The 24831-nt window shown below is 42.1% G+C and carries 18 protein-coding genes and 1 pseudogene; 18 read left to right on the top strand and 1 reads right to left on the bottom strand.

Annotated elements, in window-relative coordinates; translation table 11 throughout:
* Window positions 1-31: 31 nt before the first annotated feature.
* The 4 genes and pseudogenes from OW255_RS13665 (at window position 32) to OW255_RS13650 (ending at window position 5183) form a co-directional block, all read left to right on the top strand.
* Window positions 32-1012 (top strand): D-isomer specific 2-hydroxyacid dehydrogenase family protein, encoded by a 981-nt coding sequence (locus OW255_RS13665; RefSeq protein ID WP_268114359.1) that lies wholly within the window; start codon window positions 32-34, stop codon window positions 1010-1012.
* 380 nt (window positions 1013-1392) lie between these two features.
* Window positions 1393-2062 (top strand): annotated as a pseudogene (hypB, locus tag OW255_RS13660) (hydrogenase nickel incorporation protein HypB).
* 69 nt (window positions 2063-2131) lie between these two features.
* Complete coding sequence (locus tag OW255_RS13655; RefSeq protein WP_331485630.1) at window positions 2132-4822, top strand: FAD-dependent oxidoreductase; 2691 nt, start codon at window positions 2132-2134, stop codon at window positions 4820-4822.
* Between the two features lie 19 nt (window positions 4823-4841).
* Window positions 4842-5183 carry a hydrogenase maturation nickel metallochaperone HypA/HybF gene (locus OW255_RS13650; protein WP_268114358.1) on the top strand — a complete coding sequence of 114 codons (342 nt, stop codon included), beginning with the start codon at window positions 4842-4844 and terminating at the stop codon, window positions 5181-5183.
* A gap of 54 nt (window positions 5184-5237) precedes the next feature.
* Here OW255_RS13650 and OW255_RS13645 read toward each other — a convergent pair whose 3' ends face one another.
* Window positions 5238-6131, bottom strand: coding sequence for an alpha/beta hydrolase fold domain-containing protein (locus OW255_RS13645; protein WP_268114357.1), 894 nt, complete (start codon window positions 6129-6131; stop codon window positions 5238-5240).
* Between the two features lie 294 nt (window positions 6132-6425).
* On the opposite strand from OW255_RS13645, the gene OW255_RS13640 reads away from it, so the two are divergent.
* The 14 genes from OW255_RS13640 to OW255_RS13575 all read left to right on the top strand — a co-directional run bounded on the left by OW255_RS13640 (window position 6426) and on the right by OW255_RS13575 (window position 24643).
* The gene (locus OW255_RS13640) at window positions 6426-6977 is read left to right on the top strand and encodes a phosphatase PAP2 family protein (RefSeq protein ID WP_268114356.1); all 552 of its coding nucleotides are present in this window, start codon (window positions 6426-6428) and stop codon (window positions 6975-6977) included.
* A gap of 135 nt (window positions 6978-7112) precedes the next feature.
* Window positions 7113-7814, top strand: coding sequence for a response regulator transcription factor (locus OW255_RS13635; RefSeq protein ID WP_024835199.1), 702 nt, complete (start codon window positions 7113-7115; stop codon window positions 7812-7814).
* Complete coding sequence (locus tag OW255_RS13630) at window positions 7811-9205, top strand: sensor histidine kinase (protein ID WP_268114355.1); 1395 nt, start codon at window positions 7811-7813, stop codon at window positions 9203-9205. Before OW255_RS13635 ends, OW255_RS13630 begins: the two co-directional genes overlap by 4 nt.
* A 132-nt stretch (window positions 9206-9337) precedes the next feature.
* Window positions 9338-10939 carry a VanW family protein gene (locus OW255_RS13625; protein WP_268114354.1) on the top strand — a complete coding sequence of 534 codons (1602 nt, stop codon included), beginning with the start codon at window positions 9338-9340 and terminating at the stop codon, window positions 10937-10939.
* A gap of 31 nt (window positions 10940-10970) precedes the next feature.
* Complete coding sequence (locus tag OW255_RS13620; RefSeq protein WP_268114353.1) at window positions 10971-12500, top strand: C40 family peptidase; 1530 nt, start codon at window positions 10971-10973, stop codon at window positions 12498-12500.
* A gap of 82 nt (window positions 12501-12582) precedes the next feature.
* The gene (locus OW255_RS13615) at window positions 12583-13989 is read left to right on the top strand and encodes a glycoside hydrolase family 1 protein (protein WP_334308260.1); all 1407 of its coding nucleotides are present in this window, start codon (window positions 12583-12585) and stop codon (window positions 13987-13989) included.
* A 208-nt stretch (window positions 13990-14197) separates the two neighbouring features.
* Window positions 14198-15037, top strand: a complete 840-nt coding sequence (locus tag OW255_RS13610) for a PRD domain-containing protein (RefSeq protein ID WP_051464590.1) — start codon at window positions 14198-14200, stop codon at window positions 15035-15037.
* A gap of 101 nt (window positions 15038-15138) precedes the next feature.
* A complete protein-coding gene (locus tag OW255_RS13605; protein ID WP_268114351.1) occupies window positions 15139-16521 on the top strand; it encodes a PTS transporter subunit EIIC in 1383 nt (460 codons plus the stop codon).
* A 16-nt stretch (window positions 16522-16537) separates the two neighbouring features.
* Window positions 16538-18340, top strand: a complete 1803-nt coding sequence (uidA, locus tag OW255_RS13600) for a beta-glucuronidase (protein ID WP_268114350.1) — start codon at window positions 16538-16540, stop codon at window positions 18338-18340.
* 21 nt (window positions 18341-18361) lie between these two features.
* A complete protein-coding gene (locus OW255_RS13595) occupies window positions 18362-18892 on the top strand; it encodes a PTS sugar transporter subunit IIA (RefSeq protein ID WP_268114349.1) in 531 nt (176 codons plus the stop codon).
* Between the two features lie 168 nt (window positions 18893-19060).
* On the top strand, window positions 19061-20971 hold the full coding sequence (gene cooS / locus OW255_RS13590; RefSeq protein ID WP_024835206.1) for an anaerobic carbon-monoxide dehydrogenase catalytic subunit: 1911 nt from the start codon (window positions 19061-19063) through the stop codon (window positions 20969-20971).
* 215 nt (window positions 20972-21186) lie between these two features.
* Window positions 21187-21825 (top strand): GntR family transcriptional regulator, encoded by a 639-nt coding sequence (locus OW255_RS13585; protein WP_051464591.1) that lies wholly within the window; start codon window positions 21187-21189, stop codon window positions 21823-21825.
* Window positions 21826-21944: 119 nt separating this feature from the next.
* A complete protein-coding gene (locus OW255_RS13580) occupies window positions 21945-23078 on the top strand; it encodes an ABC transporter ATP-binding protein (protein ID WP_024835208.1) in 1134 nt (377 codons plus the stop codon).
* Window positions 23078-24643 carry an ABC transporter permease/substrate-binding protein gene (locus tag OW255_RS13575; RefSeq protein ID WP_268114348.1) on the top strand — a complete coding sequence of 522 codons (1566 nt, stop codon included), beginning with the start codon at window positions 23078-23080 and terminating at the stop codon, window positions 24641-24643. Before OW255_RS13580 ends, OW255_RS13575 begins: the two co-directional genes overlap by 1 nt.
* The last annotated feature ends 188 nt before the right edge of the window (window positions 24644-24831 follow it).

The following is a 24831-nucleotide window of genomic DNA, read 5'->3' as shown; positions in this document are numbered from 1 at the left end:
GTTTCTCGAATGAAAAAAGGAGTGACGAATCATGAAGCTATTAGCATATAACGTCCGTGGGGACGAAGCCGCATTTTTTCAAACGTTTGCTAAGAAGTATGGGGTGGAGCTGCATACGTTGCCTTACAGTCCCACATTAGAGAACGCAGGAAATACAGAAGGCTGTGACGCTGTCAGTATAGTTACCTCATCCATTACCAAAGGCATTCTTGAGAGATGGAAAGCAAGTGGAATCCGCTATGTATCCACTCGTACCATAGGCTATGATCATATTGATATAGAAGCGGCCAAGTCCCTTCAAATACCTGTTTCCACTGTAAACTATACCCAGGCCAGTGTGGCAGAGTATACAGTAATGCTCATCCTGATGGCACTTAGAAGAGTGAAGACAATTATGACCCGTGGGCTGGTTCAGGATTTTTCTCTTGCCAATGTACGGGGGAGGGAGCTTCGCACCTGTACCGTTGGTATTATTGGGGCTGGAAGAATTGGAGAGGCGGTAATTCACCGGCTTCGCGGCTTTGGCTGTAAGATACTGGTCTATACACCCCACCCCAAAGAAGAACTCGCTTCCTTAGTATCCTTTGTTCCCTTAGATGAGCTTTTGCAGGAAAGTGATGTAATATCTCTTCATGTGCCTGCCACCTCAGAGACAGAGCACCTCATAGGAGAAAAGGAAATAGAAGCGATGAAGGACGGAGTAGTTTTAATTAATGCTGCCCGTGGCTCACTGATTGATACCAAGGCATTGATCGGAGGGCTTGAAGCAGGGAAAATTGGTGCAGCAGCCTTAGATGTGCTGGAGAATGAAAAAAGAATTTTCTATAAGGATTGTAAATATAAAGTGCTCTCTAACCGGGAGCTGGCCATCCTGCAATCCATGCCAAATGTAATTATCACTCCTCACACAGCCTTTTATACGGATGAAGCAGTAAGCGATATGGTGGAGTATTCTATTTTAAGCTGTCAATATGAATTACAGGGAAAGGAAAATCCCTGGAGAGTCATATAAGATACAAGGTCCCGCTTTCTTTTGAAAGCGGGATAATTTTTATCAATAAGGTTTTAAAACGCCACTTGCCTTAATTACTTTAACTGGTATTGGTCATACCACAAAACAGTCTCATTTTCTCATACATTCTCACAAAAATCCTACAAAAAAATATGAAAAAATCACAATAATTTTTTGCATGATTGCCAGTTATCATAGATTATTTTATAATAATATGGATGGAAATAATTCAGCCATTCCCCTGGCTGAACCAAAACAATGATGTGAAAATTCCTGCACCCTTACGGTAATAAAATTTATTGAATTGAATGAATGCTAAAACGTGATTGACAGGAAAGCAGATGACAAAAAAAGAGAATAAAAAGAAAGGAGCGTGACACTTGGAAGATTTCAAGGTTCTTGAGATAAAAACAAGTATTTTTTTCAGACAACTCCTTACAGGCCTCAAAGCTTCGTGAGGAATTAAAGGATAAGAAGGTCTTTTTACTTAACCTCATGTCAAGTCCCGGTGCTGGTAAGACGACTACCCTGACCCGTACCATTGAAGCTTTAAAGGATCGGCTTCGTATTGGAGTCATGGAAGCAGACATTGATTCAGACGTAGATGCAAGAACCATTCAGAAAACGGGTGTAAAGACCATTCAGCTTCATACCGGCGGCATGTGCCATCTGGATGCAGAGATGACCCGGCAAGGGTTAGAAGGTCTTGATACCGACGGACTTGACCTTGTCATATTAGAAAATGTAGGCAATCTGGTATGCCCTGCTGAATTTGATACGGGCGCAGTAAAAAATGCAATGATTCTCTCAATACCAGAAGGAGACGATAAGCCCCTGAAATATCCGTTGATGTTCTCTGTCTGTGATGTAGTGCTGATAAACAAGGTGGATGTAATGCCATACTTTGATTTTGATCTGGAAACATGTAAAGCTGATATCAGACTTCGTAATCCCAATGCCATTATTATACCCATTAGTGCGTTAAAGAATGAAGGGATAAAGGAATGGACCGACTGGTTAAACAATGCAGTAAAATCATGGTGTGAGTGATAAAAAAATAACGATCTTAAAAAATAATCATAAACTTTATATGCGTAAACAAGCGCGGGAAAGGAAATTATGAGTGAATTAAGACCTAAAATTGTAAAGCTGGCTAAGATGGTAGGTGGCATTGCCGGAGTCATGAATAAAATTGATGAGAATTCTCCTGAATACTACTCTCTGAACTGTGTTGTAACAGATGATATGGCTGACATAGCTATGATTATCGGACTGCGTAAACCTCGAACGTTTGAATATATTGCAAAGCGTTCGGGAAAGAGCAAAAAGGAAACGAAATCTTTGTTGGAGCAGCTGGCCATAACTGGTGTGGCTAAAGTGTGGAAGGATAAGGAAGACCACAAAGAAAGGTTTTTTGTAAATATATTTGCACCTGGTATGCTGGAAATGATGGTAAATAACCGGGAACAGCTAAATAAACACCCTGAGATCGGAAAAGCCTTTGAAGAGTACACCAGACTGCGGCTTGCACCCATGGCAGCAAAATTTCCTCAGGGAATGGCTATGATGCGTGTGATCCCAGTGGAAGAGGCCATCAAAGATATCCCTGGAACAAAGCCTTGGGAACGCCTTTCCTATTATCTGGATAAATACGACACTTTTTCGGTCTCTGACTGCTCCTGCCGCCAGTCACGCCGTGTCATGAATGAGGGCTGCGGTCATCTGGAACAGGAAATCTGCATTCAGATGGGAGAAGGAGCCGAATATTACATAAAAACGGGAAGAGGACGTAAAATCTCACGGGAAGAAGCAAAAGAATTGATTCAATTTGCAGAAAATAATGGTCTGATGCATGAAATGCCCCATACCGATGGACTGGGAGAATCGGCGGCAATTTGTAACTGCTGCGGCTGCTCCTGCTTTTCTTTAAGGCTTGCAACCCTTTTTAACACGCCAGATGCCATACGTTCCAATTTCACGGCAAAGATAAAGAAAGAAAATTGTGTAGCCTGCGGACAATGTGTGGAGCATTGTCCAGTAAACGCGTTAAAGCTTGGACAAAAGCTTTGCTCCAAAACCCCGATAACCATAAAAGCAGAACCTACCGCCCGGGATCATATCTGGAAGGAAAGCAACTGGAATGTGGATTATCGGGAAAATCGGGAAGATGTAACAGAAGAAGGAACGTCTCCCTGTAAAACTGCCTGCCCGGCACATATTTCGGTACAGGGTTATATAAAGCTTGCTGCTCATGGCCGTTACCAGGAAGCGCTGGAGCTTATTAAGAAAGAAAATCCATTTCCAGCGGTCTGCGGGCGGATTTGTCCCCATGGTTGTGAAAGTGAATGCACCCGGGGAGATATTGATGAACCTGTTTCCATTGATGAAATCAAAAAATTCATTGCAGATAAGGAACTAGATGGCTCCATACGATATATCCCGCCTATGCGCTATCATCTTGGCAATAAAATTGCAGTGGTGGGCTCCGGACCTTCCGGCCTTTCCTGTGCATATTACCTGGCAATTGATGGTTATCAGGTCACGGTATTTGAAAAGGAAGGAAAGCTTGGCGGTATGCTCTCCCTGGGTATTCCGGCCTTCCGTTTGGAAAAAGACGTTCTTCATGCGGAAATCGATGTTCTTAAAGAGATGGGCGTTTCCTTTCAAACAGGAATTGAAGTGGGTAAGGATGTTACGCTTCAAGAGCTGAGGAAAGAAGGGTATGAAGCCTTTTATCTGGCAATCGGTGCACAGGGAGGCAGAAGTCTTTCCATCGAAGGGGAGGAGGCTTTGGGTGTAATCTCCGGCGTTGATTTCCTTCGGGATGTAAACCTTGGAAGAAAGGCAGAACTATCTGGCCATGTAGTTGTAATTGGAGGCGGTAATGTAGCCATGGATGTTGCACGTACAGGGGTTAGGCAAGGAGCAGACTTTTTGGATCTTTATTGCCTGGAAAGTCCCGGTGAGATGCCGGCATTACCGGAGGAAATTGAAGAAGCCAAGGAAGATAACGTTATTTTTCATAATGGCTGGGGCCCTAAGCGCATTCTGACAGAAGATGGTAAGGTAAGCGGTATAGAATTTAAGCGCTGCCTCCGTGTGTTCGATGAAAACAAACATTTCAGTCCACAATACGATGAAGATGATACCCTGACCGTAAAAGCGGATGCTGTCCTGATCTCCATCGGTCAGTCCATTGCATGGGGCGGTCTTCTAATAGACAGTAAGGTGGGGTTTCATAAGGGCGGTACTGCAAAAGCAGACAATCTGACCTTACAGACGTTGGAACCGGATGTATTTGTCGGCGGTGATTGCTTTACCGGCCCTAAATATGCAATTCATGCCATAGCAGCAGGAAAAGAAGCTGCAATCTCCATTCACCGTTATGTACAGCCGGGACAGTCTCTGGTATTTGGCCGTGACCGCCGGGAATTTCATGCTTTTGATAAGAATAATGTTGCCATTGGCTTACAGGATTTTGATATGACGCCTCGTCAAAGAGCGGGCCATTCCTCTGAGAAAAAAGGGAGCTTTCAGGATGAACGTATGACCTTTACCGAGGAGCAGCTAAAAAGAGAGACGGAACGCTGCCTTGGCTGCGGTGCAGTTGAAATCGACCCTTATATGTGTCTGGGGTGTGGCATGTGTACCACGAAGTGTAAATTTGATGCCATTCATTTGGAACGAACCTATGACACGATTCCCAATACGTATGAAAAACTTCCGGTAAAGATTGCAGCCAATGCAATTGTACGTACCGGGAAGATTGCGAAAGCCACCCTCAAAGAAAGCGTTGGCAGTCGGGGATAGGAGAAAGGGAGAAGGAATCATGCATGAGCTTGGTGTATTAAATTCTATGGTTCATACCATTGAGCGCATTGTAAAGGAACAGAACGTAACAGAAGTTCACAAGCTTGTCATTGAAGTTGGTGAGCTTTCCGGTATCGTCCCCAGGTACTTGGAAAAAAGCTGGCCAGCAGCTTCTTATAAGACGTTTATGGAAAAAACTGAGCTGGAGCTCATCGTCATTCCCGGCATTGTGAAATGTAAAAACTGCAACAGGGTTTTTAATGCAGTATACAACGACTTAAACTGCCCTGATTGCAACGGAAGGGATATGGAAATTCTGGAGGGCGATGACATGGTGATAAAGGAAATTGTATGTAATTAATAGATTCTTTCACACAGCCACAGGTATGAATGCCTGTGGCTGTAAGAATGCTTCTTACGTTATTTGATTTCCTTCTATGATATTTATTATTTGCTTCATAGCAAGCCTGGCCTCTGGAATCGGGAGGACAGGGAAAACATGATTCATTTTGGGATATTCAAAGTAATTAATAGAAACATTCTGCTTTTTTGCCAGCATTTTAAATTTTCGGGCATCAGGCAGAAAGAATTCGTGGGTACCGATAAACAATGAGATTTTTCCAAGACCATTGATTGGGCCATTAATTGGGCTTAATAAGTAATCACTCGTGTCAGTATCTCCAGCATACGCCTTGCCGGCCATTCTTAAAAGTTTAAGATTCAGCATAGGTTCCATTTTTATCATAGGTGCAATTTGTGGATTACGTAAAGCAATGTCCAGCCAGGGGGACAGAAGTATGATGTTGCCTGGCTGCGAGATTCCTTCCTTTAATAGTAATTGACAAAAGGCCAGTGCAAAGCCTCCTCCGGCAGAGTCTCCCATAATCACAATGTTTTCTGGGGACGTCTTTGTTAATAAATCCTTATAAATGGGGAGAACCTTATCAAAGGACTCCTTATATTGATGATTCGGTGCTTTGGGATAGATGGGGACCGTAATAGTTCCATTTAGTTTTTGAGATAATTGGTATAAAAAGCGCCAATGCCACAGGAGCGGCTGCTCGATATATCCTCCGCCAGGCAGGAATAAAATTTGTCTCTTATCTGGATTTGAGGCCGACTTTAGCATATAAGTGTCCAATGAATAAGAACTAAGCTTCTTTATTCTGTATTTTTTCTGCGAATTAACAGGAAGGACATAGGGAGATGCGTTTTCTTTCCTTCTTTTCTCCATGTAAGTGGTGGGATCGGCCTGTCTCATAATTATTTTAATTAATCCTTCCACAACCATACTTTGTAAACTTCTCATTCCTCTTGACCTCCTTATTATGCATGATTTATTAGAGCTATAGTATCTCCTTCGGGGTATTTTATAATACCAAAATACTGTGACGAAATATATCTAAATCATAGTAACAATGATAAAATTTTGTTTTTGGATGAAAAATTCGAACAGATCAGGAATGACATTGATGGTTTATAGCATGATATAGATAGGATATAATAAGAGAAATGCAATAGAAAGTAAAATGGTAATCGTTGGTTAAATATATCATCGGTAAGAGTTGAAAAATAAAATAATACAATAAAAGAGGCGTACAAGATGGTAGAATTCATTACAAAGATTGATTGGACAGTTTTATATTGGATACGAGATACGTTTCACTGTCCTGCACTGGATTTTTTAATGCCTAAGATTACATGGCTAGGAAACAGTGGATTTATTTGGCTCCTGACAGCATTTGTATTATTGTGTACCATGCGATACAGAACCTATGGAATTACGCTTCTTGTTGGACTGATGGCAGGGCTTTTGATTGGAAATCTGCTTCTGAAAAATTTGATTGGCCGTTCAAGGCCCAACTGGATAGAAGATACGATTACACTTTTAATTACAAATCCAACCGACTATTCCTTTCCGTCAGGACATACCCTTTCCTCAGCCATTTCAGCCACCATTCTTACGATGAGCAATAGAAAGTTTGGTTATATAGCCATCCCGCTGGCCTGTTTGATTGCCTTTTCAAGGTTATATCTATTTGTTCACTTTCCCAGTGATGTTCTAGGGGCAGCTTTGATGGGTTCCCTGATTGGAGCACTGGTCTTTATTGGTATAAGACGTATGATGGATAAGAAATATAGTATGAAATCATAGTTATTTCAGAGAATCATCATATTTTCCCCATATAATTTTGCTACTATATCTGAGGAAAACAAACAATGTAACCAACCGTTTCATTGTTTTAGAAGCGCAAAGGGAAGTTTATATTTACAAAATGAGGAAGCTGATATGAAAAAGAACCGAACCATCCTGATTGTGGATGATGAAGAAAAAATAGTGGAAGTTTTACAGGCATACTTAGAGAAAGCGGGATATGATATTCTTTGTGCTTATGACGGAGCCAATGCCATGGAACTGTTTCGGAATCATGACGTTTCTCTGGTTATCTTAGACCTGATGCTGCCGGATATTATGGGGGAACAGATTTGTCAGATGATTCGCATGAATTCCCGGGTACCCATCATTATGGTGTCCGCAAAGACGGAAGAGCAGGATCTCATTAAGGGACTGAACGTGGGAGCGGACGATTATATCTTTAAACCATTCAGCCCAAGAACGGTAGTCGCAAAGATTGAAGCGGTCTTAAGAAGAGTGGAAAGTGACCAGCTTACAGGCGTTCCTCTTTTCTTTCGTCAGGGAGAATTGGTCATTGATTTTGAGAACCGGAATGTGAAAATCAGGGGAAGAGAAGCCGGGCTTACCCCTACGGAGTATAAGATTTTCATTACCCTTGCCAAAGCCCCAAACAGGACATTTACCAGAGAGCAGTTAATTACCTTTGCTCTCGATGATAATTTTGATGGTTATGACAGAAGCATTGATACTTATATTAAAAGCATCCGAACAAAGATCGAAGACAACAGGAAAAAACCAGTTTATATTATCACAGTCCATGGGATGGGATATAAATTTGCCGGAGCAGAGCTATGAAATTAACCTTAAAAAACACTTTAATTGTATCCTATTCAGCCATTGCACTGCTCATAATTTTTGCCCTCAGCATCCTATTCAATTTAACGGCAGATGATATTTTTGAACAGTATGCGAGAAAACAGCAAAGAAATCAGATGGAACAGATCAAGACTCAAATTGATCAGTTATATAATTCAAAGACAGAAATGTATGAGAAAGAAGGAATTGAAATCATTGGCTATGCTGCCTTGCAAAATGGCATGATCATTCATGTCCAGTCAACCAACAAGCAAATTGACTGGGATGCGAAAAGCCACCGGGCGGAAGAGTGTAACATAGTACTGAGACATGCGGAAAATACCATGCAACGGAAATATCCCAATTTTAATGGCAGCTATTTAGAAGAAACCTTTACACTGAAACAGAAAGACAAAGTCACAGGAACGCTGAAAATAGGCTATTATGGACCGTATTCACTAAACGATCAGGAGCTGAGTCTGATGAAAGATTTAAACAGCTCTCTTTTGTTTATCGGGGGTGCGGCTATTTTTCTTGTAATCGTACTGGGCTTTTTAATCGCGTGGATCGTAACAAAACCCATTACAAGTGTCATTTGCCTGGCTCAGAAAATTGCCGGAGGAGAATACGGTGCACAGACAAAAACTCGTTCTCCTGTCGTGGAAACAAATAAATTAATAGATTCCATTAATGAAATGTCCAAGGCTCTTGAAATGGAGGAAAAACAAAAACGGCAGATCACTACCGATGTGGCCCATGAGCTTCGTACTCCTTTAACCAATCTTCAAAGCCATATGGAGGCAATGATAGATGGTGTATGGGAAGCAACGGAGAGCCGTCTGGAGAGCTGCCATGGAGAAATCCTGCGACTGGTAAAGATTGTGGACCAATTAAAGGAACTGTATGATCTGGAGAATCGAAATCAGATCCTGGATCAGACCATGTTTGAATTTGAAGAAATGAATCAGGCTGTATTCCGGGATTTTGAGTTAAAGGCAAAAGAAAAGGAAATTAATCTGCTTCAGATCGTACCAGAAAAATCACCTGTGTACGCCGATTATAACCGATTCAAGCAGTGCATGGTAAATCTGATTTCCAATGCATTGGCCTACACCCCCAGAGGCGGGACGATCACGGTGGAATACAAAAATAATGGGAAGCAGATACGGGTACTGGTATATGATACTGGAATTGGTTTTCCAAATACGGATTTGCCCTATTTGTTCGACCGGTTTTACCGGGTGGATAAATCAAGAAGCAAGAAGACCGGAGGGATGGGAATTGGTCTATCAATTACAAAGGCTATTGTAGAAAAACATGGAGGGAAGATAACAGCAGAAAACGGCCCGGACAAAGGAGCTGTCTTTACAATCATCCTGCCACTGAAATAAAAGCACCAATCAAACAGCATCGTCAGCATCCTTGACGATGCTGTTTTTATCCCCATAAAATCCCCATATTTATGTGTTAGATTAATGAAGTGTCTGATATCGCCAATGCCAAAAAAAGGGAGAGTGTTCAATATGCGCCATAAAGGCGATAGAGAAAGAAATCATATAAGAAAACAGGATAAAATGGGAAAACGAAAGTTTTGGGCCGGAAGAAGATTTGCCAAACAGGCTGTGATATTTGTGGTAATATTCATAGGGTTAGCCATTTTTGTAAGGGCTTCTGTCTCAAAGAATAAACGAAAGACAGATATTTTAGTGACCAATACCATAGAGCAAAGCATAGAGACTATGATGGAAACCGATACAGAGACGGAATCGCTAAACGAAATAAAGGTGGATGGGGTTTCTATTACGGGGCTGAATAAAAAAGAAGCAAGAGAAACGTTGTTGGAATACTATTCGTGGAACATAAGACTTAAATATAAAGAACAGTCTTTGGAGTTAAAGAATCCATTTCCTGGAATGATTGATGAACTTCTGGAGGAGATTTACTCAAAGAATGAAGACGGAGAGTATACCCTCGATTTGGCCGATGCAAAAGAACGCGTAAGAAGTCAGGTAAAAGATGCAGCAGCTAAGTGGAATAAAAACCCTGTCAATGCACAGCTTACCGGGCGTGATAAGGATAATAACAAATGGATTTATTCAGACGGAGAAAATGGAATCAAGATTGATGAAGACAAGACAGCAGATAAAATCATGAGTCGTGTAAACCAAAAGAAATTCAATGAAGAAGTGGAAGCCGAAGCGGTAAAACAGCCACCAGACCTAACGGCTTCTCAGGTGAAAGAAAAGTATCAGGTGATTGGAACATTTGAAACCGTTGCTACCAACAATGAAAACAGAAACAATAATATAAAACTAGCTGTCAATGCACTGGATGGCCTTGTCATATACCCTGGTGAAGCCTTCTCCTTTAATGAGACCACAGGAAACCGAACGGTTGAACGGGGGTATAAGCCAGCCGGGGCCTATCGAAACGGAGAATTTGTTGAGGAGCCAGGCGGAGGGGTATGTCAGGTCTCCTCCACCTTATATAATGCCATTATACTGGCTGGAATTAAAACAACCGAACGCCATCCTCACAGCTTCGAGCCATCTTATGTTATACCAGGAGAAGATGCCATGGTAAGCTATGACGGTTATAGTGGTCCTGATCTTCGTTTTGTCAACAACAGCAAAACTTCCATGGCTATACGGGCAGTTTTTAAAGATAAGAAAATAACGATTTCAATCGTTGCAATCCCCATTCTGGAACAGGGAATAACAATCTCCATGCGTTCGGAGAAAGTAAAAGAATACGACCCCCCTGAATCCAAATACGAGGAAGATCAAACCCTGAAGCTGGACCAGGAGGTAGTGGTTACTCCAGGGGTCAAAGGGTCGACCTGGAAGACTTATTTAATAACCTCAAAAGATGGGGCCGTTTTAACGGAAGTATATTTTCACTCCAGTACATATAAAGGGAAACCAGGTGTGGTAAAAAGGAATACCTCTGGTGTTGTAAAACCCTTGGAAACGAAAAAGGCCGAAAAGGAAACGACTGAGACAAAGCAAGAAGTTGAAACTACGACTAATCCTCCTTTCATAGAGCAGGAAACCGCACCCGATATGGAGAAGGGTGGGACAGAGACCACAGAGGGCAGTGTAACATCAGCAGGCCCCGGAGTATAAACAGACAAGGGAAAGGATCCAAAATACTAGAATGTTAAACTTAATCAAAAAACATAAAAGAGCGGCTGCCGCTACGGCTGTCATTGCAGTGCTGGCAGGAATATTTGCAATTTCTGTACATAATCAGAAGAAGGGCCTCGGTCCAAAACAGGAAAAAGAGGTGTTATCTCTGCAAAAAGGGGAACCAGATATTAATCTTAAGACAGAAAATGAAGCATCTCCGTCAGAAGCAGAACGTGAGGAAAATACGGATACGCCGCCTCCCGAATACTTAAAAGAAGGCGTGGAGCATCCATTTGTTGCAACCTTACAGGACCGTCTGATGGAACTGGGATTTATGGAAAATGATGAACCGACTTCATTCTATGGCCCGGTAACCGCAAGTGCTGTAAAGATATATCAAAGGCAAAACAATCTTGTTCAGGATGGAGTGGTGGGACCAGAGACTTTGGCAATCCTTCTTTCTGATGAGGCAAAATATTATGCGGTCTCTCTTGGTATATCAGGTGATGACGTTAAAAGAATCCAAAACAGACTTTATGAGTTGGGTTATCTTATGAAGAAAGAAAATGTGAGCGGTGAGTTTGATGAGGTCACAGAAAAAGCAGTCATTAAATTGCAGGAACTAAATCAGTTATCGGTAGACGGTAAAGTGGGCAGACAGACAATAAACCTGCTTTACAGTGAAGAGATTAAGCCCGATTATTTGGCATATGGAGAGAATAACGACGTGGTTCTTTCTGCCCAAAAGCAATTAAAGGGATTAGGGTATTTGACTACAGTGCCAGATGGTAATTACGGCACAGATACCGTGATGGCCGTAAAGCAGTTTCAGGCAAGAAACGATTTGGTAGTAGACGGTTACCTGGGACCCTCCACAAGAATTGCCCTGGAAGGGGGAGAGGCAAGACCTAACGGCCTGGTGCTTGGAGAACAGGGAGAAAGTGTAAAAAGAGTTCAGGAGCTTTTAAATAAATATGGATATTTGTCCTCTTCCAATGCCACTGGATATTTTGGAGAAATCACCGAGCAGGCAGTAAAAACCTTTCAGTCCGATAATGGTCTGCCCCCAGATGGATCCGTAGGTGTGCAGACACTTTCCTATCTCTCTGGAGATAAGAGCGTGAAAGGCAAAACCGGGGGATCCGCTGGCAGCAAAAAGCCTGACACAGACAAAAGCGGTGGCGGAACGGCAAATGGAAATGTGAAAGCACTTATTAATATCGCATCTTCTAAAGTGGGCTCGAAGTATGTATGGGGATCCAAAGGGCCTGGTTCCTTTGACTGTTCCGGTTTTGTGTATTGGTGTTTAAACCAAATCGGAGTAAGACAGAGCTATCTTACTTCAAGCGGCTGGAGAAATATGGGGAAATATAAACGCATCTCAAATTATGAAGATATAAGACCTGGAGATATTATTGTAGAAAAGGGACATATGGGAATTGCAGCAGATGGAGGCATGGTAATTGATGCTTCTTCCGGCAATGGAAAGGTAGTCCATCGGAAGCGTTCTGCCTGGTGGAAAAGCAATTTTATCGTAGCCTGGAGAATCTTTGAATAGATGTTTTGGGTTGTCACTTTGTTAAAAATCTGATAATATAGTCGTCATCTATATTTATTCCAAAGGAGGATTCACTATGAATATGAGATTTCCAGATGGTTTTCTATGGGGAGGAGCAGTGGCTGCGAACCAGTGTGAAGGAGCATATAACGAAGACGGAAAAGGGTTAAGTACCCAGGATGTAGCCCCTCACGGTATCAAAGGGCCGATAACAAAGGAACCCACATCCGACAATATGAAGCTCATTGGTATTGATTTTTATCATCGGTATAAGGACGACATTAAGCTTTTTGCAGAGATGGGCTTTAAAGTATTTAGAACCTCCATTGCCTGGAGCCGGATCTTTCCTGGTGGAGATGAGAAAGAACCTAATGAAAAGGGACTCCAGTTTTACGATGATCTGTTTGATGAACTGTTAAAATATGGAATCGAGCCTCTGGTAACCATCTCTCATTATGAGACTCCGTTGCACTTATCTGTCAAGTACGATGGCTGGGTTAACCGGGACATGATAAGCTTTTATGAGCGATACGTCAGAACCATATTTAACCGCTACGGCAGCAAGGTAAAATACTGGCTCACATTTAATGAGATTAACTCCGTGCTCCATGAACCGTTTATGAGCGGCGGAATCTATACGGATAAGAGCCAGCTAAAAAAACAGGATTTATACCAGGCCATTCATCATGAACTGGTAGCCAGTGCCCTGGCAACGAAAATAGGTCATGAAATGATGCCTGATAGCAAAATTGGGTGTATGATTTTAAGCATGCCAATGTATGCCCTGACCTCAGACCCGGATGATGTTATAGCAGCCATGAAAGCCGATCACATGAATACATTTTTCGGAGATGTGCATGTGAGAGGCGAGTACCCTGGTTATATGAAACGATATTTTAAAGAAAATGATATACAGATTCAGATGGCAGATGGAGATGAAGCGCTGTTAAAGAATCACACCGTTGATTTTGTATCATTCAGCTATTATATGAGCGCATGCGAAGCCGCAGACCGCTTAAAGGCACAGGCTGGGGAAGGAAATCTCATGGGCGGAGTGACAAATCCTTATTTAAAACAAAGTGAATGGGGCTGGGCCATCGATCCTCAGGGAATCCGCTATGTGTTAAATCAGTTTTATGACCGCTGGCAGAAGCCATTGTTTATCGTGGAGAATGGATTGGGAGCCGTGGATGAATTAATCACAGAGCCAGATGGAACAAAAACGGTCCTTGATGATTACCGGATCAATTATTTAAGAGATCATCTCATTCAGGTGAGAGAAGCCATAGAAGATGGAGTTCCAGTCATGGGCTATACCAGCTGGGGCTGCATTGACTTAGTCAGCGCTTCCACTGCACAGCTAAAGAAACGCTACGGCTTTATCTACGTTGACCGTAATGATGACGGAACTGGTACTTTAAACCGATATAAGAAAAAATCCTTTGAATGGTATAAAAATGTCATAGGGACCAATGGAGAAAATCTGTAAAAGTGTACAAAATGTACTGAAGATTATTAGTTAAAATAACGATTGTTTTAAAAACACTCCTGTGATAAGATGTAATCAGTTTACAGGAGTGTTACTATTAAATTAGGCAAGTCTGCATCTGTTTTTTTGGTGCATACTTGTTTTTTTGTTTTTTAAATATATCTGTAACGTTATGATTCATTTAAACAGTGAAATTGAGGATACTTTTATGAAAATGATTATTAAGCAGATATTAAATACAAATGCTGTGATATCCAACGATGAAAATGGACAGGATGTCCTGCTTTTAGGTAGCGGACTTGGATTTAAGAGCCGAAACGGAGACGCCATCGACCAGGAGCGGGTGGAAAAACAGTTTATCCTAAAAGATAAAAATCATAAAAGTCAGTTCCGCGAAATTTTAGATACCGTGCCCCAGGAATATATAATGGTGGCAGAGGATGTGATAGATTACGCAGTCCAGGTCTATGATATGACCCTGAATGAAACCATTCATATTTCCCTGGTCGATCATATTTACCATGCGGTAGAGAATTTTAAGCAGGGGCTTGTTGTACCGAATTCCATTCTTCATGATATCATACGATTCTATCCAGATGAATACAAGGTCGGACAGAAGATGCTTGATTTGATCGAGGCGAAATTTGGTTACCGGTTATCCAATGATGAAGCAGGCTTTGTGGCTATGCATTTTGTGACGGCACGTCATAATCAAATAAGCGGAAATGCAAAAAAGATGATTGTAATGGTAAGTGAATTAAATGACCTTATTATGTCAGAGCTTAAGTTTCAGGTAAAAGAAGATTCGCTGCCCTATTACCGATATATGACCCATTTGAAATTTTTTGCACAGCGGGTCATGACAAAGTATTATTATAAAGAGCATGGCGGAGCACGTATGCTCGAGGAGCTTCTTAGAAACTACCCCGATGAATACCGCTGCAGTCAGAAGGTATGTAATTATATTGAAGAAAAGTATCATTACAAAGCAGGCCACGATGAATTGATTTATCTGGCAGTTCATTTATCACAATTGAAAAACAGTTAGTTTGGCAGTGTTATGATTAAGTTCAGCAAAGCCTGGTTATTCTTCTTACTAATAGGGGATGACCAGGCTTTTTTGATAGAAAATTATAGGAGGAAATTAGTATGGCAGATTATTCAAAATTAGCCAAAGATATTGTGGAGCATGTTGGTGGGGAAGAAAATGTAAATTCCCTCACCCACTGTATTACTCGGCTTCGTTTTAAATTAAAGGACGAAAGCAAGGCAGATACAGAAACATTAAAAAATATGCAGGGCGTTATTAAGGTAATGCAGGCAGCCGGTCAGTACCAGGTCGTAATCGGAAGTGACGTGGAAGATGTATATGACCAGATTCTACTTCAGACTTCCATTGGAGACAAGAATAGTAGTGAATCCGTAGAAGCAGCTCACTCAACTTCTGGCGATAAAAAAGGCAGTGTTGTAGAAAAAATAACAGATTTAATCTCTGGTATTTTCATGCCGTTTATGGGAGCGTTCACCGGAGCAGGGCTTTTAAAAGGTTTTCTCGTACTTTTCACCACCCTGTCTCTTCTTGATAAAACTTCCACTACTTATACCATACTTTATGCAGCATCCGATGGTATCTTTTATTTCCTGCCGGTATTCCTTGCATACTGTGCAGCTCAAAAGTTTGGCGCCAAGCCGTTTATCTCTATGGCAATTGCCTGCGCCATGTGTTATCCTAGTATGACCGGACTCTTTAATGATAAGGAAGCAGTTGTTACATTTTTCTCTATTCCTGTAAAACTGATCAGCTATCCTAGCTCTGTACTTCCGATTCTTATTACGGTTTATGCCCAGTCAAAGCTGGAAAAAGGTTTAATGAAAGTAATTCCTAAGATTATTCAGAGTATAATTATTCCGTTGGTGGATTTTGTAATTGTTTTCCCGTTGGCTCTCATTGCCATTGGACCAGTAACTGATGTAGTGAGCCGTGGTTTAGCCGGAGGAATCCAGGCAGTGTTTTCCTTCTCCCCAGCCATTGCAGGATTAGTCCTGGGAACCTTATGGCCGCTGTTTATTGTATTTGGCTTACATTGGGGCTTTTTACCGATTATCATGAACAATTACTCTGTTTTAGGTTATGATTATATTATGCCGCCGACCTTCGGTGCTAACTTTGGTATCGCAGCAGCATGTTTGGCCGTATTCTTGAAAACAAGGGATAAAGATCTTAAATTAGTATCAGGTTCCGCATCCATCTCAGCTCTTATTGGCGGTGTTACTGAGCCAGGTATCTATGGTGTTTTAATGAAAAATAAGAGAATATTTATCTGCATGTGTGTGGTTAACGGACTCAGTGGTATTATCGCTGCTGTGACCGGAAGCATCCGTACCGCTCAGGTCCCCATCAATGTTTTGACAATGCCAGCTCTTTATGCTATGTCAGGACCGGCGATTATTATATCAATGGTAGTATCCTTTGTAGGAGTATTCCTGGTGACATACCTCTTTGCCTATAAGAATGAGGAACAAACAAAATAAGAATAGGAGATTAACAATGCTGAATTTTTCAGAATTATATCCAATCAGTAACCAGGCCAGAATGGCCCACTCCTTGGATGGTATGTGGAAGTTTAGTTTTGATCCTGAGGAAAAAGGATTATTAGAGGGCTGGCAGCATAAGCTGCCAGACTCCATCTCCATGCCGGTTCCTGCCAGCTTTTCTGATTTTTTTACAACAAAAGAAGAGCGGGATTACTGCGGGGATTTCTGGTATGAGACAGAAGTGTTCGTACCAGTAGAATGGGAGAAACAGGAGCTGGAAATCCGCTTTGGAAGCATTACCCATCGCGCATCTGTATACTGCAACGGCAATCTGGTAAGCGAACATGAAGGTGGTTTCCTTCCAGTGGTCGCCAAGGTAACAGACCATGTGAAATTTGGCGAAATGAATACATTTGTGGTGAAGGCTAACAACGAATTAAGTGAAGAGACCCTTCCATGCGGAACCACCACAGTGCTGAGCGATGGAAGAAAACTGGCTAAGCCCTATTTCGACTTTTTCAATTATTCCGGAATTCAAAGAAGCGTATGGCTTGTTTCAAAGCCAAAGGAATCTATCGAAGACTTTAACGTGGATTATGAATTAAACGGAGAAGATGCCGTTGTCCGCTACGAGATTATGACCAATGGAACCCATGAGGTTTCCTTTGAATTGTTGGATCAGGAAAAACAGCCGGTGGCTAAAAGCACAGGAAAACAGGGAAGCGTCCTTGTCCCAGGTGCACATCTTTGGAACGTAGGGAATGCCTATCTTTATCAGGCAGTTATGCGTATCTGGGATGGGGAAACCTTAATCGATGAGTATTCTTCAAAGATCGGCATCCGGACGGTGAACATCGAAGGAAAAGAAATTAAGATTAACGGCAAGGCTGTTTATCTAAAAGGCTTTGGAAAGCATGAAGATTTTGAAGTCATTGGCCGCGGTTTTAACTGGGGTGTTTTAAAACGAGACTTTGAATGTATGAAATGGATGGGTGCCAATTGTTTTCGTACCAGCCATTATCCATATGCGGAAGAGTGGTATCAGTTTGCAGACGAGGAAGGCTTTTTAATTATTGATGAGGTTCCTGCAGTGGGAATGATGAGATCCACCAGAAACTTTGCTGCGGCTGGAACTGGTAAGTATACCGGATTTTTTGAAACTCCTACCGTACCCAATCTGCAGAAGGCACATCTTCAGGCCGTAGAGGAAATGATTGTAAGAGACAAAAACCATCCTTCTGTCATCGCATGGAGTTTGTTTAATGAGCCAGAAACCACCAGTGAGCAGTCTAAGGAATATTTCACCCCAATTTTTGATGCTGCAAGAGCGTTGGACCCCCAGAATCGTCCTATGACTGGTGCCTTTGAAAAGAACAGCCAGCCGGAACTCTGTAAGTGTTATCAGCTTTGTGATTTTATCTGTTTGAACCGGTATTACGGTTGGTATATCAAAGGAGGACCAGAACTTGTAGATGCAAGGGAAGCGTTCTTAATTGAAATGAATAAGTGGAAAGATAAAAATCTGAATATACCGTTTGTATTCACTGAATTCGGTACCGATACCATGGCAACGGAACATAAACTTCCAAGTATTATGTGGAGCCAGGAGTACCAGAATGAATATCTGGATATGAATTTTGATATATTTGATCAATTTGATTTTGTACAGGGCGAACTGGTGTGGAATTTTGCTGATTTCCAGACCACAGAAGGAATCATGCGAGTCAATGGAAACAAAAAAGGCATTTTTACTCGGGCAAGACAACCAAAGAGTGCTGCATTTGTATTAAAGAACCGGTGGGAATCAATGAAATAAGCATATAAAGGGATGATTATAATGGGATTTTTAAATAATCTATTTGGTAACAAAGAAAAAAATGTATCAGAAACTCCGGCTGCAAAAAGTATCATCTGCGAGCCAAACACCATCTACAGCCCCTTAAAAGGAACCGTAATTCCTTTGGCTGAGGTCAGTGATCCTGTGTTTGCAGAAGAAGTGATGGGGCCTGGCGTTGGCATTGAACCAGAGGAAGGGAAGCTTTATGCTCCCGTAGAAGGAGAGATTATAACTGTCTTTCCTACGGGACATGCCATCGGCATGAAAACGGCAGATGGAATGGAGGTATTACTTCATATCGGCATTGATACGGTACAATTAGAGGGAGATGGTTTTCAGGCATTTGTGAAGCAGGGAGATCATGTAAAGGCAGGGGAGCTGCTGGTGGAGTTTGATTGTGCTAAAATAAAAGATAAAGGCTATCAGACAACAACTATGGTTCTGGTGCCCAATGCCGCTTTACTTGGTAATATGAGCAAACCTCATACAGGTAAGGTAGAAGTACTGGAGCAGATATTTAATTTTCAGTAACTGCTTTTGAGGGGAGCCAAAAGGTTCTGCTGTTATTTAGGAATAACGAATCAGCCATTATGGAAAGTAAGGCTGGTTCGTTATTTTTTATGTATTGATTAAATATATCAGAATCGAATTGCTAATATCTGACATACTAACCTTGAATCTTTATGAATGGAGGCTATTATGACAGAAGCAATTTTAGAAAAGACAAAGGGGCGCGTAAGCTACCACGATTCCGTAGAAGAGATGCTCATTCGGATAAGAGATGATGGATTATCCAGTGTATTTTCCAGATTTGATGAACAGGAAAAAATCCGATGCAAATTTTGCTTACAGGGTTTAAGCTGCCAGTTGTGTACCAACGGGCCATGCAGAATCAATGAGCAGAAGGGCCCGGAAAAAGGTGCCTGCGGAATCGGCCCGGATGCCATGGCAATGAGGAATCTTCTCATGAGAAATATCATGGGAGCGGCTACCTATGCACACCACGCCTATGAAGCATTCCGAACCTTAAAAGAGACCGGAAAGGGCAATACCACGTTTCAGATTACAGATGTGGATAAGCTAAAATGGATGTGCGAAAAAACAGGAATTGATACAAACCAGAACGTAAATCAGATGGCAACCTGCCTTGCAGAACTCTTAGACCGGGAGATGAAGTTAAACCCTGACCATGAAAGCGTTATGGTGGAAGCCTTTGCACCAAAAAAGAGGAAGAAGATATGGAGAGACTTAAACATCTATCCATCTGGAATTGAGCACGAGGTGCAAAACAGCATTGCAAGCTGCCTGACCAATGTTGACGGAGATTATGTATCTTTGGCAAAAAAGGCACTGCGCCTGGGATTATCCACGATATATACGGCCCAGATCGGTCTTGAGATGACCCAGGATATCCTGTTTGGAACGCCAAAGCCTCATGAGGTGGATGTTGACCTTGGTATTATGGACCCGGACTATGTAAATATTGCATTTAACGGACATCAGCCTTGGATCGGAGCAGCAGCGTTACAATTAGCCAAGACAGAAGAATTTCAAGAGCTGGCAAGACAGTCAGGAGCCAAAGGAATTCATATCGTAGGTTCTATTGAGACCGGGCAGGAATTGCTTCAGAGATTTGAGGTTGACGACGTATTTATCGGTCTTATGGGAAACTGGTTAGCCATAGAGCCATTTTTAGCCACTGGTACGGTAGATGCATTTGTCATGGAAGAGAACTGTTCTCCTCCAGCCATTGACCAGTATGCAGAAAAGTATCAGGTAGCCCTGGTAAGCGTAAGCACTATTATTGGAGTTCCTGGAACGGAACATGAGATGCCATATTATCCTCAGAAGGCAGCGGAGATGGCGGAAAAATGCATTCACGTAGCAATTGAGAACTTTAAAAAACGCCATAATAAAATCAAACCAATGGTTCCCCACCATAAGCAGAAAGCCATTGCAGGTTTTTCAACCGAAGCAGTGTTAAATGCAGTGGGGAATGATTTAAATGCCTTAGTAGATGTCATAGCAAAAGGACAGATCAAAGGAATTGTTGCCCTGGCTAACTGCTCCACGCTGAGAAACGGTCCTCAGGACTGGAATACAGTTAATTTAACAAAGGAGCTGATTAAAAAGGATATACTGGTCGTTGCAGGCGGCTGCGGAAACCACGGTCTTGAGGTGGCAGGAATGTGTAACTTAGACGCCATCAACCAGGCAGGAGAAGGGCTTAAGGGAGTATGCAGTGCCCTTAAAATTCCACCGGTCTTAAGCTTTGGAACCTGTACGGATACCGGAAGAGTTTCCATGCTTGTAACAGCTTTGGCTGACCATCTGGATGTGGATATATCAGACCTTCCTATAGCTGTGACAGCACCGGAGTGGATGGAACAGAAGGCAACTATCGATGGCGTATTTGCTGTAGCTTACGGCGCATATACTCATCTTTCTCCTACACCTTTTATCACTGGCGCACCAAAGCTTGTGAAGCTTCTTACAGAAGATGTGGAGAGCCTGACAGGCGGTAAAATCGCATTGGGAGATGACCCGGAGCAGGTGGCTAATGATATCGAAAGCCATATTATGAAGAAGAGACAGAAGATGGGATTATAAAATAAATCAAATAACCGCTTACTACCCTTTATTTTCTTTAAAACATCGTGTAGATAAGCGGTTATTTTCTATGCCACGTCTTTCATTTGAGAGAATAAAGCGCTTTATTTCCAGTTTTTGGAGCTGTTGTGCCTATGTCTTGCCTAATCATGGGTTTTAGGCTATACTGATTCTGATATAACATTATTAAAGGAAGAAAAGGAAATGAGAGTCTTATGGCCATAGAGGTAAAAAATAAAACAGCCATTCCCCGCTATCAGCAGATTGCCGTTGAAGTTGCTGCACGAATTGCCAACGGGGAATATCCGGAGGGAGAGAAAATCTATGCCCGATCCTCCCTTGCCAGCCAGTACAGTGTGTCTCCGGAGACCGCACGTCGGGCGATATGCATCTTAAGCGATCTTGGAATCGTTACCTCTGAAAAGGGAAATGGTATTATTATCAGGTCCCAGAAAAAGGCTGCACAATACATTCAGCAAAACGGCAAGAGGCAGACCATTGATACCATCAAAGAAAATCTTTTAAAAAGTGTGAGCCGTCAGAAACAGGAAATGGAGATTTTAAATGATTGTCTGAAGGACTTAATTGAGGCATCTGTACATTTCCGTTCCATGAATCCGTTTATGCCATTTGAAATAAAAATCACAAAGGACTGTGCTTATTTGAATCAAACGGTCACGGAAATACAATTCTGGCAGCGCACAGGTGCTACGGTCATAGGTGTCAGCAGAAACGATACCATTATGAAATCGCCAGGACCATACGTTGCGTTATCGGAGAACGATACCATATATTTTGTTACTCAGGATGATACGTCAGACAGGGTAAAAGAATTTTTATATCCACCCCAATAACCCTTATTTTATCAGGCTTGGAGCCGAAATGCTCCAGGCTTTTTTCGTGCTCCGATTTGACAAAGTAACAACTTTACAATATAATTAAGTTGTTACTTTGTTCAGAAGGAGGCAAAATTATGATACAATTTGAACGAATTTCAAAGCGATATAAGACAAAACAAGTTCTTAATGAAGTTACATTTACGATTAAAAGTGGCAGCCTGGTGGCTGTGATTGGAGAGAGTGGCTGCGGTAAGACAACACTTCTAAAAATGATCAATCGTCTGATTAAGCCCACATCGGGCACGATTTCTATTGATGGTAAAAGTATAAACAGTATGGATGAGGTGGCTTTAAGAAGGAGTATCGGCTACGTCATACAGCAGACCGGACTGTTTCCTCATATGACAGTAAAGGAAAACATCGAGCTGATTCCAAAGCTGGAAAAAAGAGCTGCAGCAGACATTGAAAAAAATACGGAACAGCTGATGCAGATGGTGGGCCTTGACTGTAATGAGTTCTTACACCGTTATCCAACAGAGCTCAGTGGAGGGCAGCAGCAGAGAGTGGGGGTTGCCAGAGCCTTTGCCATTGACCCCAATATTATTCTCATGGATGAACCTTTTTCAGCGCTTGACCCCATGACAAGGTCTGACCTTCAAGATGAGCTGGTGCAGCTCCAGGCAAAGCTTAAAAAGACCATTGTTTTTGTAACGCATGACATGGATGAAGCCATTAAAATCGCGGATATGATCTGCATTATGAAGGACGGTGATGTTCTTCAATACGACACGCCGGAAAACATTTTAAACAACCCCAAGGATGAATTCGTATCAAACTTCGTAGGGAAGAACAGAATCTGGTCTTCGCCGGAGTATATAAAGGTATCCGATATTATGATTGAGAATCCGGTCATTGCATATAAAGATCTGACTGTTTTAAAGTGCATTGAAAAAATGCGCCAGAATAAAGTAGACAGTCTTTTAATCGTGGATCGTGCCACAAGACATCTGGAAGGAATCGTAAAGGCTAAAAGGCTGAGGGGAGTGGAAGACAGGACCCGTCTGGCTGAGGAATATATGTATGAAGATTATCCGTCTCTGTTACCAGAGCAGTGTATTTTGGATGCACTGAAGATAGTAACGGAAAACCAGGTATCCACAGTTCCCGTGGTGGATGAGGAAAAGCGCTTAAAGGGTCTCATCACACGAAGCAGCCTGGTCACCACGTTAAGCCAGCAGTATTTTGACTATGAAGGAGGAGAGGCATAATGAGTTTTATACAATTTTTAGGAAGTGAATATCCTCAAATCATTTCATTATTAATCGAACATTTAAAGCTGACTGCTATTTCTGTTGGTCTGGCTATCTTGATTGGCGTACCTCTTGGCATCTTCATCTCTTATGCATCGAAAGCCGGTAAACCGGTTTTATCCATTGCCAATATCATTCAGGCGATTCCCAGTATGGCCCTTTTGGGCTTCATGATTCCTCTCTTTGGAATCGGAACGGTTCCGGCTGTGTCAGCAGTAGTTCTTTATTCCCTGCTCCCCATTATTAAAAATACTTATACGGGAATTGAGAGCATCAATCCCCAGACACTGGAAGCTGCCAAGGGAATTGGTCTGACACCTCTTCAGGTGCTGACAAAAGTGCAGATCCCAATGGCCCTTCCGGTCATCATGGCAGGGGTGCGTATTGCATCCGTAACCGCAGTAGGGCTTATGACCATGGCAGCATTTATCGGAGCCGGAGGCCTTGGTTATCTTGTTTTCTCCGGAATAAGGACAGTGAACAACAACCAGATTCTAGCTGGAGCCATACCAGCCTGTCTGCTTGCACTGATGGTTGATTTTTTAATTGGTCTGGTAGAAAAGTTAGTAACGCCTATAAGTCTCCAAAAGGGAGATACAGTGTCTAAGAAGAAAAAGAGAACCGTTCAGAAAGCTGGAATTAGTGTGGCTGCACTGATGCTTACAGGAATCTTTGTATTTACCTCTCTGGGAGGAAGTATGCAAGGCTCCCGGACTATTTCCATAGGCTCTAAGGATTTTACGGAGCAGGAGATTGTAGGAAATATGATGGCGGATCTTATCGAGGACCGTACCGATATTTCAGTTAACAGAAGGCTGAACCTTGGAGGAACTCAGGTATGCTTTGGAGCATTGAAAAATGGTGACATTGACCTCTATGTGGAATATAGTGGAACGGCTTATACCGATACGCTTAAGCACCCGCCCATCAGCGACATGGATAAGGTCTATGAGACGGTAAAAGATGAATTAAAAGATATCTACAATATTGATGTATTAAAGCAAATGAATTTTAATAACACGTATGTACTTGCCGTAACTCAGGAGACAGCAGACAAGTACGGCTTTGAGACCATCAGTGATTTTGCAAAGAAGGCAGGTAGTATGACCTCAGGGCTGACCTTTGAATTTACCAACCGGGAAGATGGTCTTTCCGGGATTCAAAAGACGTATGGCTTTCAGATTGGCCAAAACATTACCTTAGACAATGCTCCCCGTTATTCAGCCCTGCAAAAAGGTGACGTAGATGTGATTGATGCCTATGCAACAGATGGCCTCTTAAAGAAATTTAATTTAAGATCTCTGAAAGATGATCAAAAATTCTTTCCTCCTTATTATGCAATGCCGATTATCCGTGGAGAGGCACTGGAACAGTATCCGGAAATTCCCGCCATTTTGGAAGAATTAAATCCACTGTTAACAGACGAGGTTATGGGCGAGCTGAACTATAAGGTGGATGAATTACAGCAGTCTCCGGAAGAGGTTGCCCACGAATTTTTAAAGGAACATGGACTGATATCATGATAAGCGGAGTAATATTGTTTACCTCTTTATCCCTTATCTTTTCCACGAAAGGTCTCCAGCGTCTGGTCGCTGGCGAACATGAATTATCTTTAAAGGAACAAACCATTGGTTTTTTGTTTGGTCATTACATGGGAGGGATAGCTGGAATCACGTTTTTTCTTTGGTTATTTGGGCCCTTGAATCCGACC

The sequence above is a fragment of the Lacrimispora xylanolytica genome (genome assembly GCF_026723765.1).
Classification (GTDB): Bacteria; Bacillota; Clostridia; order Lachnospirales; family Lachnospiraceae; genus Lacrimispora; species Lacrimispora xylanolytica.
The sequence above is the reverse complement of the archived record's forward strand: the minus strand, read 5'-3'. Positions and strand labels throughout refer to the sequence as shown.